Annotated in this window: 11 protein-coding genes; 2 read left to right on the top strand and 9 right to left on the bottom strand. The window is 64.8% G+C overall.

Annotated elements, in window-relative coordinates; translation table 11 throughout:
- Window positions 1–30: 30 nt before the first annotated feature.
- The 5 genes from WN73_RS38830 to WN73_RS38810 form a co-directional block, all read right to left on the bottom strand.
- On the bottom strand, window positions 31–2,271 hold the full coding sequence (locus WN73_RS38830) for a tetratricopeptide repeat protein (protein WP_271557504.1): 2,241 nt from the start codon (window positions 2,269–2,271) through the stop codon (window positions 31–33).
- A gap of 101 nt (window positions 2,272–2,372) precedes the next feature.
- Window positions 2,373–3,110 carry an amino acid ABC transporter ATP-binding protein gene (locus WN73_RS38825; RefSeq protein ID WP_028174094.1) on the bottom strand — a complete coding sequence of 246 codons (738 nt, stop codon included), beginning with the start codon at window positions 3,108–3,110 and terminating at the stop codon, window positions 2,373–2,375.
- An 11-nt stretch (window positions 3,111–3,121) separates the two neighbouring features.
- Window positions 3,122–4,642 (bottom strand): amino acid ABC transporter permease, encoded by a 1,521-nt coding sequence (locus tag WN73_RS38820; RefSeq protein WP_271557501.1) that lies wholly within the window; start codon window positions 4,640–4,642, stop codon window positions 3,122–3,124.
- Window positions 4,639–5,844, bottom strand: coding sequence for an amino acid ABC transporter permease (locus WN73_RS38815; RefSeq protein ID WP_060912270.1), 1,206 nt, complete (start codon window positions 5,842–5,844; stop codon window positions 4,639–4,641). The genes WN73_RS38820 and WN73_RS38815 overlap by 4 nt, the downstream gene beginning before the upstream one ends.
- Window positions 5,845–5,867: 23 nt before the next feature.
- Window positions 5,868–6,884: an amino acid ABC transporter substrate-binding protein gene (locus WN73_RS38810; protein WP_011087218.1), complete on the bottom strand. Its 1,017-nt coding sequence runs from the start codon at window positions 6,882–6,884 to the stop codon at window positions 5,868–5,870.
- A 381-nt stretch (window positions 6,885–7,265) separates the two neighbouring features.
- Here WN73_RS38810 and metC point away from each other — a divergent pair, with 381 nt between their 5' ends.
- Window positions 7,266–8,450 carry a cystathionine beta-lyase gene (metC, locus tag WN73_RS38805; protein WP_271557498.1) on the top strand — a complete coding sequence of 395 codons (1,185 nt, stop codon included), beginning with the start codon at window positions 7,266–7,268 and terminating at the stop codon, window positions 8,448–8,450.
- 155 nt (window positions 8,451–8,605) lie between these two features.
- On the top strand, window positions 8,606–10,297 hold the full coding sequence (locus WN73_RS38800; protein ID WP_271557496.1) for a Na/Pi cotransporter family protein: 1,692 nt from the start codon (window positions 8,606–8,608) through the stop codon (window positions 10,295–10,297).
- Here the strand turns inward: WN73_RS38800 and WN73_RS38795 are convergent.
- The 4 genes from WN73_RS38795 to WN73_RS38780 form a co-directional block, all read right to left on the bottom strand.
- The gene (locus WN73_RS38795) at window positions 10,268–10,708 is read right to left on the bottom strand and encodes a DUF3592 domain-containing protein (protein WP_271557495.1); all 441 of its coding nucleotides are present in this window, start codon (window positions 10,706–10,708) and stop codon (window positions 10,268–10,270) included. The two genes, WN73_RS38800 and WN73_RS38795, sit on opposite strands and share 30 nt — an antisense overlap.
- A 24-nt stretch (window positions 10,709–10,732) precedes the next feature.
- Window positions 10,733–11,047 (bottom strand): lipid-A-disaccharide synthase N-terminal domain-containing protein, encoded by a 315-nt coding sequence (locus WN73_RS38790; RefSeq protein WP_011087215.1) that lies wholly within the window; start codon window positions 11,045–11,047, stop codon window positions 10,733–10,735.
- Window positions 11,040–11,780: a glycosyltransferase family 2 protein gene (locus WN73_RS38785; RefSeq protein ID WP_028174100.1), complete on the bottom strand. Its 741-nt coding sequence runs from the start codon at window positions 11,778–11,780 to the stop codon at window positions 11,040–11,042. The genes WN73_RS38790 and WN73_RS38785 overlap by 8 nt, the downstream gene beginning before the upstream one ends.
- 65 nt (window positions 11,781–11,845) lie before the next feature.
- Complete coding sequence (locus WN73_RS38780; protein WP_271557492.1) at window positions 11,846–12,691, bottom strand: phosphatase PAP2 family protein; 846 nt, start codon at window positions 12,689–12,691, stop codon at window positions 11,846–11,848.
- Window position 12,692: the final 1 nt, after the last annotated feature.

The following is a 12,692-nucleotide window of genomic DNA, read 5'->3' as shown; positions in this document are numbered from 1 at the left end:
GGACGTCGCGGTCCGGCGCGGCGGACGTGCCTACGCAACGTCGCATGTTTCCGAGGCCTCGGCACAATAGTCGCGCCAGAACTTGCGATATCCCGCCTCGACCTCACGCGTGTAGATCTCGACGTTGCCGGCGGGTGAATTGGCGATCTGCGCCGGCAGATCCGCGCGCAGCTTCGCCAGATGGGCAGGCTGCGCGGCAAATTTGCACGCGATCGCGGCATAGCCCTCGTCGTCATCGGCAACCCAGTCGCCGAGACCGACGGCCGCCACGATGGAGCCGCCGGCGCGCGACGAGGAGCCATTACCGAGCTTGGCGACGACCGGGACGCCCGCATAGAGGGATTCCCAGGTGCTGATGCCACCGTTTTGCGGGAAGGTGTCGAGCGAAATGTCGACATTGGCAAAGGCCCGCAAATGCTCGCGGCGCGAGGTCGAGCCCATGCAGATGACGTTCTCCTCGGCGATGCCCTGTGCCACGAACCGCGCGATCAGACCGTCGCGCAGCATCGGATCGTCGAGCAGCCCGTTCTTGATGATGATCTTCGATCCCGCCACCTCACGCATCACCTTCGACCACACCCGGATGGCCTCGTCCGAGATCTTCAAGATGCGGTTGAACACACCGAAGGTCACATAGCCGTTGCGGAGCATGGGAAGCTCCGAAGGTGGCACGTCCAGGATGGGATCGATCGTGATCAGGCTCGGCAGGTCATAGACCTTTTCGGCCAGCAGGTGGCGCGCCGACTGCGGAATGAAGATCGGATCCGCGAGCACGTAGTCCATCGTCTGAAGGCCCGTGCCTGTTGCGTGCCCGAAGCCCGTGACCTGGATGGGGGCCGGCTTCCGCGAGAAAACATGGAGCCTGCTGCCGGTCGTATGTCCGGACACATCGATCAGAATATCGATCCCGTCGGCCTGGATACGATCGGCCAGTTCATCGTCCGAAAACTGCGCGGCCTCGACCCAGACGTCTGCGCAAGCCTTGAACTTCTCGGTCATCCCATCCTGCAACGGCCAGCAGGAATAGCAGACGATCTTGAACTTGGCGTGATCGTGATGGCGCATCACCGGCAACAGGGTGTACGCCGCCGAATGCTGCCTGAATTCCGACGCGACATATCCGATCACGATCCGTCTGTCCGGATCGAGATCGCGCGGCGACAGGGTCCTTTGCGGAAGCTTGGCGCCGATCTGATCCCACCAATATTTTCGTGCCGCCTGCTGGACCACGAAATCGGCCTCCGGCAGGTAATCCAGCACGAAAATCTTGTATCCGATGGCCTCCGGAAAGTCCGGCGCGATCGCCAGCGCCGCATCGAGATATTCGAGCGCCGTCGCGATGTCTCCCTGGTTCGCATAGCAAGAGGCCAGGAGCGACATGCCCGCCTCGGATTGCGGATTGACCTCAAGCAGGGTCTTGACGCCCGCCATCGCCCCCGCCGTGTTCCTCACCATAATGTCGACCTGCGCCCTCCAGCACAGCGCGAGCTCGTTCCGTGGCGATTGCGCCAGCGCTGCATCGAAATCCGCGGCCGCCTGCTCCAGCCGGTACAGGGTCAAATGGAGCCGTCCGCGCTGCACCAGAATCCGCGGTGAGCCCGGCTTGAGCGCGAGCGAAGCTTCGAAGGCGGCCTCCGCCGCCTCGAAGTGCCGGAGCTCGAGGCTCACCATGGCCTTGCCGGCGATCGCTTCGGCGTGACGCGGCTGAAACGACAGGGCGCGATCGAAGTCCACCCCGGCGCGCTCAAACTGGCCGATCATCAGTTCCGCCATCCCGCGGTTGCAAAATGCATCGGCATAGTTCGGCTTCAGCCTGATGGCGCGCTCGTGCAGTTCGATCGCCTCCTTGGCGAGGCCGAGGTGCAGCAGCGTATTGCCGAGATTGGTCAGGGTGATCGGACAATTCGGCTTCAGCGCAATCGCCTTCTCCTGGCATGCGCGGGCATCCTTGAACCTCTCGAGCGCGAAATACACGGCCCCGAGATTGCCATGGGCATCGGGCGAACGCGGATCGAGTGCAACGGCGCGCTCAAGCAGGAATTGCGCGTCCTCGAGCCACCCGCCGTCGAACGCGCGCAGGCCGAGCAGGTGCGTGGCGTGGAAGTGATCCGGAACCTCCTTCAGGATCTCGCGGCAAAGGATCTCGACTTCGTCAAATCTGCCCTGCCCAAGTGCCTCGATCGCGAAGGACATGACGGCGTCCGCCTGCTTCCTCAGCTTCTTTTCCAATCGCGCATTCTGGTATGCGCGCGCGCCGACACTGCTCTGCAAGGTCTCTCTCCGGAGGATGGTCCGAAAAGAGGCAAGCTGATTCGCATGGTGCGAAGCTGGTGGGTCGGTTGGAGCAGCGAGGCCGCCGGATTTTCAGGCGCTCACCGCAGAATCTGGCTCAGGAACAGTTTCGTGCGGGCGTGCTGGGGGGCGGCAAAGAACTCGTTCGGGGTATTGGCCTCGATGATCTGGCCGGCGTCCATGAACACGACGCGGTTGGCGACCTCGCGGGCGAATCCCATCTCGTGGGTCACGACCAGCATGGTCATGCCCTCCCCGGCGAGGTCAACCATGGTGTCGAGGACCTCCTTGACCATCTCGGGGTCGAGCGCCGAGGTCGGCTCGTCGAACAGCATCACCTTCGGGTTCATCGTCAGCGCGCGCGCGATCGCGACGCGCTGCTGCTGGCCACCGGACATCTGGCCCGGAAACTTGTTGGCCTGGTGCGGGATCTTGACCCGCTCCAGGAATTTCATCGCGGTTGCCTCGGCATCCCTCTTGGGGATGTTGCGGACCCAGATCGGCGCCAGCGTGCAATTGTCCAGAACCGTCAGATGCGGGAACAGGTTAAAGCTCTGGAACACCATGCCGACCTCGCGGCGCACCGCGTCGACATGCTTGAGGTTCGGCCCGAGCGCGATGCCGTCGACGACGATCTCGCCCTCCTGGAATTCCTCCAGTGCGTTGATGCAGCGGATCAGCGTGGACTTGCCGGAGCCCGAGGGCCCGCAGATTACGATGCGCTCGCCCTTCTTCACCTCGAGGTCGATGTCGCGCAGGACGTGAAATTCGCCGTACCATTTGTTCAGGCCGGAAATCTTGACGATGGGGTCGGACATGGTGGCCTCGATCAGTTGCGGCGGTGGGCGTTGAGGCGGTGCTCGACGAACAGCGAGTAGCGTGACATTCCGAAGCAGAACAGAAAATAGATGATCCCCGCGAACGCGAAACCCGTGAACGCCGTGGACGGCGTCGACCATTTCGGATCCGAGAACGAGGCCCTGAGCGAGCCCAGGAGGTCGAACAGCGCCACGATCGAGACCAGCGAAGTGTCCTTGAACAGCGAGATGAAGCTGTTGACGAGGTTCGGAATGACGTGGCGCAGCGCCTGCGGCAGCACGATCAGCGAGGTCGTCTTCCACCAGGACAGCCCCAGGGCGGCCGCGGCCTCGCCCTGCCCGCGCGGGATAGCAGCAAGCCCGCCGCGAACGTTCTCGGCCTGATAGGCGCCCGTGAACAGCGCGATGCCGATCAGCGCACGCACCAGACCGTCAACGGTGAAATTGCCGGGCAGGAACAGAGGCAGCATGTAGGTCGCGAAGAACAGCACGGTGATCAGCGGCACGCCGCGCCAGAACTCGATGAAGGCGATCGAGAAGATCCGGATCAGCGGAATGGTGGAGCGGCGGCCCAGCGCCAGCGCGATGCCGATCGGCAGCGAGGTGACGATGCCGGTGACGGACACCACCAGCGTCACCAGCAGGCCGCCCCACAGGCTCGTCTCCACGACCGGCAGCCCGCCATGATCGAGCCCCATCAGCTTGATCACGATGGCGATGGCGACGAAGGTGGCAATGCTCGATGCGAGCGCACGCCAGCCGGCGCGCACACCACCGCCGAGAAGGAAGGCGATCAGGGAGACGATCACCGCGGTGATGGCGAAATCGACCCAGACCGACTGGCCCGTTCCCTGGAGCTGATCGCGCAGCCAGGTCAGCGGAAAGATCAGCCAGTAGATCGCCGTGCCGACAAGCACGACGAGGTTGCCAACGACCCACAGCAATGGGGCGATGGCCGACGTCTTGCTGAGATTGAGCAGGGCCTGCCCTGCCCCGATGATGCTGTCGTTGAACAATTGCAGGAGGCCGGCCGTCCAGCTCAGGCCAAAGCCGGTGATGCCGCCGCCGCGCAGCAGGAAGAATGCGACCACCGGAAAGGCGAAGAAGAACAGGCCGGCGTTCAGCCCTTTCGACGGCAGGCGCGGAACGAGCAGCGGCACCAGCAGGACCGCCGCCAGGATGAGCGTGAGGTTGACCCGCCAGCGCTCGGCCTCGGGATAGAAGCCGTAGATCAGTTGCGGCAGCTTGGCCTGGATGTAGGGCCAGCAGGCGCCGACCGCAAATCCGGCATTCTCGGCCAGGCAGGCCGTGCGATCCTTGCCGGCCCAGACCGCATCGACCATCAGGAACCTGACTGAGGGAATGATGGTGAACCAGAGCAGCAGGGCGCCCACGATCGTGAGCAGAATGTTGGTCGGCGAGTTGAACAGGCGCGTACGCATCAGGCCGACGAAGCCCGTGGTCTTCACCGGCGCGGGACGCTCGGTGAGCAGGTCCTGGCGAACGAAGCTGGACGAGGTGATGTCGGTCATGCGCCCAGACTCCGGCTGACGCGCCAACCGTAGACGCTCATGACGGCGCTGGTGACGAGCGAGATCAAGAGATAGACGCCCATCGTCATGGCGATGATCTCGATCGCCTGTCCAGTCTGGCTCAGCGAGGTGCCGGCGAACACCGACACTAGGTCGGGATAGCCGATGGCGACCGCCAGCGAGGAGTTCTTGGTGAGGTTGAGATACTGGTTGGTCAGCGGCGGCACGATGACGCGCATCGCCTGTGGCACGACGATCAGCCGGAGCGTTGTGCCGCGGCTCAAGCCCAGCGAGGACCCCGCCTCCATCTGTCCCTTGTGCACGGACAGGATTCCGGCGCGCACGATCTCGGCGATGAAGGCGGCGGTATATGTCGACAAGGCGACCGTCAGCGCCACGAACTCCGGGATGATCCGCGACCCGCCGGCAAAATTGAAGCCCTTGAGCTGCGGCAGCTCGAAGGTGAAGGGCAGACCGAACACCAGCATCGTGACCAGCGGCAGCCCGAACAGCAGGCCCAGCACATAAGGCCAGATGCGGATCACCTGCCCGCGCTGGAACAGCGCGCGCCGCGCATGGAAGCGCAACGCCAGCGATGCGACGATGCCGAGGACCAGCATCGCCAGGAACGGCTCGAACCCGCTCTCGCCGATCGGACGGGGAATGACGAGGCCCCGATTGCTGACGAAGGCGATGCCGAGCAGCGAAATGCTCTGCCGCGGATTTGGCAGCGCCGCGAGCACCGCCAGGTACCAGAACAGGATCTGGAACAGCAGCGGCAGGTTGCGGATGATCTCGACATAGAGCTCGCCGATGCGCGACAGCAGCCAGTTGGGCGACAGCCGGCACAGCGCGACGATAAAGCCGATCACGGTGGCGAAAAAGATGCCCACCACCGAGACCACGAGCGTGTTCAGAAGCCCGACGATGAACACGCGCAGGAACGTGTCCGAGCCAGTGTAGGAGATCAGGGTCTGGTTGACGTCGAAGCCGGCATTGTTCCTGAGGAAGCCGAAGCCGGCGGCAATGTGCTGGTTTTCGAGGTTGGCGCGGGCGTTGGAGACGATCTCATAACCGATCCAGCCCAGGATCGCCGCGAAGGCAAACTGGACGGCGACGCCGTTCCAGCCTGCCTTGCCGCCCAGAATGCGCCTGATCTTCAGCGCGATCTGGGCCGGCGGTTTTCGAGCCTCGGTGCTCATCGCCGCGTGCCGCTCAAGCGGGATCAGCGGATCGGCGGCGCGTACTGGAGACCGCCCTTGTTCCAGAGATTGTTGAGGCCGCGATTGATGGCGAGCGGCGAGCCCGCGCCGACGTTGCGATCAAACACCTCGCCGTAATTGCCGACCGCCTTCACGATCCGCACCACCCAGTCTTTCGTCAGGCCGAGCTGTTCGCCGAAATTGCCGTCGCTGCCGAGCACGCGCTTCAGCTCAGGGCTTTCGAGTTTCGCCTTCTCGTCGACGTTCTTCGAGGTCACCCCGAGCTCCTCGGTGGTGACGAGGGCAAACAGCGTCCATTTCACGATGTCGAACCACTGGTCGTCGCCGTGGCGCACCATCGGGCCGAGCGGCTCCTTCGAGATGATTTCGGGCAGCACCATGTGGTCATTGGGATTGGCGAGCTTGAGGCGGTTGGCATAGAGGCCCGACTGGTCGGTGGTGAACACGTCGCAGCGGCCGGCCTCATAGGCCTTGACCGTCTCGTCGTTGGTGCCGAACGCGATCACCTCGTACTTCATGTTGTTGGCCTTGAAGTAGTCGGCCAGATTCTGCTCGGTGGTGGTGCCGGTCTGCACGCAGACCGAGGCGCTGTTGAGCTCGAGGGCGGAATTCACCTTGAGCGACTTCTTCACCATGAAGCCCTGCCCGTCATAATAGGTCACGCCGGTGAAGTTGGCGCCCAGCGAGGTGTCGCGCGAGATGGTCCAGGTGGTGTTGCGCGAGAGTACGTCGATTTCGCCGGATTGCAGCGCCGTGAAACGGTCCTTGGCCGAGGTCGGCACGAACTTGACCTTGGTCGGATCGTTGAAGATGGCGGCCGCGATCGCACGGCAGACGTCGACGTCGAGCCCGGTCCAGTTGCCCTTGTCGTCGGGCGCGGAGAAGCCCGGCAGGCCCTGGCTGACGCCGCAGGACAGCGTGCCCCGGTCCTTGACGGTCTTGAGCGTTTGCGCATCGGCGGCTTGGGCAGTCAGGCCGGCGGCGAGAGCAAGAGTGAGAGCCAGGGTTACGCGTTTCATGGGGGGAAGGCCTTTCAAGGGTCGTCTCAAGGTCAGGAATGTTGTCTCAGGATCGTCTCTGCCAGGGTGAGCCTTGCAAGAGTCATGCTGGAAAACCTTGCCGAACACTCGCCGATCTCGGGAGGCCATACCTTAATCCCCGCCGCAGGCGCCCGCCATTATGGCTGTGGCGCAAGGTCCGGTCAGACGATGGATCGAAGGTCGCGGCAGGCCCCTCAACATGCGGCGACTGAATAGCACCTACGCATCACAGAACGACTGGCGAGCCGGGTCAAGGGGTTGACGGGACTCTTCTGTGTTCTGTTATTAACGACAGCGGCCTTTCGGCCGGCCAGCGGGGCGCATCGCGCCCGGCGGAAACGCAGTTTTGAAAGCAGGCGCATGGATTCCTCGCACCCCTCCCAGCAGCAGGCCGAGACCCGGCTGGTCACCTCCGGCCGCGACACCAAGGCGCAGAAGGGGTTTGTCAATCCGCCGGTGTTCCACGGCTCGACCGTGCTCTATCCGACCGCCGAGGACCTGCATGCCCATCGCGGCGAGTTCACCTATGGCCGCCACGGCACCCCGACGACCAGGGCGTTCCAGGACACGCTGATGGCGCTGGAGGGGCCGCAATGCGCCGGCGTCGGCATCGTGCCATCCGGGCTGTCGGCGATCTCCACCACCCTGCTCTCGGTGCTGAAGACCGGCGACCACATTCTGGTCTGCGACAATGTCTATCGGCCTTCGCGCAATTTCTGCAACGGCATGCTCGCCCGCTACGGCGTCGAGACCACCTATTTCGATCCGCTGATCGGCGCCGGCATCGACAAGCTGTTCAAGCCCAACACGCGTGCGGTGCTGGTAGAGGCGCCGGGCTCGCAATCGTTCGAGATGCCCGACATCCGCGCCATCGCCGAGGTCGCGCATGCGCGCGATGCGCTCGTCGTCGACGACAACACCTGGGCCACCCCGCTCTATCATCGCTCGCTCGAGCAGGGCGTCGACATCAGCATGCAGGCGGCGACCAAATATATCGGCGGCCATTCCGACATCATGTTCGGCACCATCTCGGCCAACGCAAAAGCCTGGCCGCAGATCGCCGAGGGCATCCGCCTGCTCGGCGTCTGCGCCGGCCCCGACGACGTCTTCCTGGCGCTGCGCGGCCTGCGCACGCTATCGGTGCGATTGGCGCAGCATCATCGTTCCGGCCTCGACATGGCGCGCTGGCTCGCAAGCCGTCCCGAGGTCGCGCGCGTGCTGCATCCCGGGCTCGAGACCGATCCGGGCCATGCGATCTGGAAGCGCGACTTCACCGGCGCCTCGGGCCTGTTCAGCATCGTGCTGAAGCCGGCCCCGCAGAAGGCCGTCGACACCATGCTCAACACGCTCAATCTGTTCGGCATGGGCTTCTCCTGGGGCGGCTTCGAAAGTCTTGCGATTCCCTTCGACTGCGACGGCTATCGCACCGCGACCAAGTGGGCGCCGGGCGGCCCTACCCTGCGTCTGCATATCGGGCTCGAAAGCACCGACGACCTCAAAGCGGATCTCGATCGCGGCTTCGCTGCCCTCAAGGCAGCAATGTGAGCCTGCTCAAAAGGCATCGCGCCTGCGGACGCGCCAACGCGCGCCGCGGGAACGCGCAGCCGCCGCAAACGTTAACGCCGACGCGCCAACAAATGGTTTGATCCCCAGACATTTGGCGCTAGCTTCACCAATCGACTCCAATCCGGACACGGAGCATGGGAACGTTGGTTCTGCTCGATCTGATGGGCGGCGTGGCGCTGTTGCTGTGGGGACTGCACATGGTCCACAGCGGGATCCTGCGCGCCTTCGGCCCGGACCTCCGCCGCCTGCTCGGCAAGGCGCTCGGCAACCGCGTCAGCGCGTTCGCCGCCGGCCTCGGGCTCACCGCGCTGCTCCAGAGCAGCACCGCGACAGCCCTGATCACCAGTTCGTTCACCGCCGAGGGCCTCGTCAGCCTCGCCGCAGCGCTTGCCATCATGCTGGGGGCCAATGTCGGCACGACGCTGATCGTGCAGGTGCTGTCGTTCAACATTGCTGCCGTCGCGCCCGTGCTGTTCGTCCTCGGGCTCGTCGCCTTCCGCTCCGGACCGCGCTCGCGGATCAAGGACGTCGGCCGCGTCTGCATCGGTCTCGGATTGATGCTGCTGTCGCTGCACATCCTGCTCGACACGCTGGCGCCGGCCGAGAACGCACCCGGCGTGCGCGTCGTGATGTCGGCGATCACGGGTGATCCCATCCTGTGCATCGTCATCGCGGCGCTCGTCACCTGGGCGGTGCATTCGAGCGTCGCCAGCGTGCTGCTGATCATGTCGCTGGCCTATTCGCAGTTCATCACGCCCTACGCGGCCCTGGCTCTGGTGCTCGGCGCCAATCTCGGCAGCGCCATCAACCCCGTGTTCGAAGGGGCCAGGCGCGACGATCCCGCGAGCTACCGCCTGCCGGTCGGCAATCTCGTCAATCGCGTGATCGGGATTGCACTGGTGCTGCCATTCCTGAGCGCGATCGCGGAGCACATGCACGCCTGGCAGCCGGATCTCGCCAGGATGACGGCCGCCTTCCACATCGCCTTCAATGTCGGCACCGCCATCATCTTCATCGGCCTGCTCGACACCATGTCGCGCCTGCTGACCCGCCTCCTGCCCGACCGCATCCAGGACACCGATCCGGCCCGCCCGCGCTATCTGGACGAGACCGCGCTGGAGACGCCGTCGCTGGCGCTCGCCGACGCCGCCCGCGAAACGCTGCGGATGGGCGACTTCGTCGAGGTGATGCTGCGCAAGGTCATGGCCGCGATGATGACGGGCGACCGTGCCCTGGTCGACCAGGTCTCGAAGATGGACAATGTCGTCGACGGCCTGGATGAAGCCATCAAGCTGTACGTGACGAAACTGATGCGGGGCAGCCTCGACGAGAGCGAGGGGCGGCGCGCGATGGAGATCATCTCCTTCGCCATCAACCTCGAACACATCGGCGACATCATCGACAAGAGCCTGAGCGAGCTTGCGACCAAGAAGATCAAGCGCCGCTTCCAGTTCTCGGCCGAGGGCTCCGACGAGCTCGCCGCCTTCCACAAGCGCACGATGGAATCGCTGCGGATCGCCTTCGGCGTGTTCATGTCGGGCGATGCGAATGAAGCGCGCAAGCTGCTGGTGGAGAAGACCACGCTGAAGAACACCGAGCTTGCCGCCGTCGAGCGCCATCTCGACCGCCTGCGCGAGGGCCGCCCCGAGACCATCGAGACCACCTCGCTGCACCTCGACGTGCTGCGCGATCTGCGCCGCATCCATTCGCACATCTGCTCGGTCGCCTATCCCGTGCTGGATGCCGCGGGCGAGCCGTATCGCAGGACCGAGACCGAGACAGTCGCCCTGCCCGCCTCAGGCGCGGCCTCGGCGTTGCCGCGCTAGCCCGGCGCGAACAAGAACCGCGCCGCCCGCCAGCAGCAGGCCCGCGCCGCAAAGCAGGACCGGAGCGATCCACAGCGTCAGGAACGACAGCAGCCGCGCATCCTCGGGCCGCCGTGGATCGTAGGCTATCTTGACCTGCTCGCGGTCTGAATAAGGCTGAGCGGTCGAGCCCGACGAGGACGTGAACGTCACCGAGCGCCCGTCGATCGTCGTGAATTGAAACGACGGATAGAGAAACGTTCCGCCATGATTCCCGCCGGTCCGCGCGACGGCACCCACGAAGCGCGCTTCGGTCTGCTCGGCCCGCACAAGGAACGCGACGGTGCTGCCGAGCTCGAACAGGCCGAGCCCAAGTAACAGCAGGCCGGCCAGAAGGACAGATGTGAACAGGACAGCTTGTAACTTGTTCATGCCGATGAGGCACGCAAGAGCGAGCTATTCGCTCGAGACCTGCTTGCCGTTGATGATGATGAAATAGACGTTGCGGAGGTAGACAACGAGGCCAAGCGCCTGGCCCGCGATGAACACGGGATCCTTGCGATAGAGCGCGTAGACCAGGAGCAGCGCACCGCCGCCGACCGAGAAGAACCAGAACGCGACCGGCATGACGCTCTTGCGCGCACGTTCGGACGCGATCCACTGCACCACGAAGCGCATGGTGAAGAACGCCTGCGCCACGAAGCCCAGGATCACCCAGGCGTCGAATTTCACGACGAAGACGTCGTGCAGATAGTTGAGAAGGCTAGTCATGAGGTGTCACCTCGGTCACGTCGGGCGTCGGCTTCTTGCGTCGGATCAGCCACCACACGCCGGCCAGATCCATGATGCCGATCCATAGCCGGTCGAAGAAACCGTAATTTGACACGCCGGAGCGGCGCGGCCGGTCGATCACGTCGACATAGGCGATCTCGTAGCCTTCACGCCGCACCAGTGCCGGCAGGAAACGGTGCAGCCCGTCGAAATAGGGCATCGCCAGGAAGACCTCGCGCCGGAATGCTTTCAGGCCGCAGCCGGTGTCGCGCGTGCCGTCCTTCAGGATGCCGTTGCGGACCTTGTTCGCCACGCGCGACTGGAATTTCTTGAAGCCCGTGTCCTTGCGTCCGACGCGCTGGCCCGCGGCGAGCCCGACATGGGCGCCCTTCTCGACCGCCGCGATCAGGTCCGGCAGGAACGCCGGATTGTTCTGGCCGTCGCCGTCGAGCGTGGCCACGATCGCGCCGCGCGCGGCACGCACGCCGCTGCGCACGGCAGCGGACTGGCCACCGGATTTTGCATGTCGGAGCTGACGCAGATTGCCCCGCTGCGCCATGATGGCCTTGAGCCGCTCGCCGGTCGTATCGGTCGAACCGTCATTGACGTAGATGATCTCGTAATCCCAGCGGCTGTCGAGCGCCGCGGTGATCTCCTCGATCAGGGGCGCGATGTTGTCGGCTTCGTTGCGCACGGGAACGACGATGGAAACCGAAGGCTGGGACGTCGACAAATGAGGCTCGTGGTTGGAATTGGCCTGCGCCTCGGGGAACCGGCGGCCCCGGCAGGCAGCCGCTTTTATGGGGCGGAGGCCCCGCGGGCAACCCTTTTGAGGCGGCCGCCGACCGGTCCTGGAATGGCCAAGATGCTGCCATCGGCGCGGATGGCGAAGCCGAGCCTACGGGCCGCGAACCAGTAGCGGACCGCCATGGCGCCGACCATGCCGACCAGGGCGCCGGCCACGACGTCGCTCGGATGATGCGCGAGCAGCACCAGGCGCGTCAGCAGGATCACGATTGCGTAAGTGAACATGAAGACGCGCAGCCGCGGCCAGAGTGCGGACACCGCGAAAGCGAGCGCGAACGCCGTCACCGCATGGCCGGATGGCAGGCTGGCATAGGCCCCGCTGCCCTCGAACGGGATGAAGTTGAACGGGTCGGCCTTGCCGCCGACGAACGGACGTCCGCGGCCAATGAGATATTTCAGGATCTCGGCGATCAACACCGAGAATGCAACGGATAGAAACAGGAACTGGAGCCGCGTACCGAGGCCGAGCAGCAGCGCGCGGCGGGTGCCGTAAAGGCCGGCCGCAACGAGCGCCACGGCCACGAGGGCGACGGCCAGCGCCGAGAGCACATACTCGTCCTTGCCGAAATCGGTCAGGATGCGGATCGGCCACAGGCTGGGCGTGCCGCGCGCCGGCATCAACTGGATCTCAGTCAGGTCGAACGCCAGCATCAGCGCGATGACCAGGGCCGCGCCCGCTGCGCTGAGCCATAGCGAATGGCGCGCCAGCTTTCGCGCGGCCTCGGCGCGGCGCGAATGCGAGGGCGAACGCACGAGCTGCGCCAGCGCACGCCCCGTCACGGTCAGAAACTGCGCGGGATAGCTCGGCCGCGGCGCGATGTTGGTCGAGGCCGGCATC

Origin of the sequence: Bradyrhizobium sp. CCBAU 45394, from assembly GCF_028128655.1 — a bacterium.
Lineage (GTDB): Bacteria > Pseudomonadota > Alphaproteobacteria > Rhizobiales > Xanthobacteraceae > Bradyrhizobium > Bradyrhizobium diazoefficiens.
Note: the sequence above shows the minus strand (reverse complement) of the source record. Positions and strands in the feature narration are given on the sequence as shown.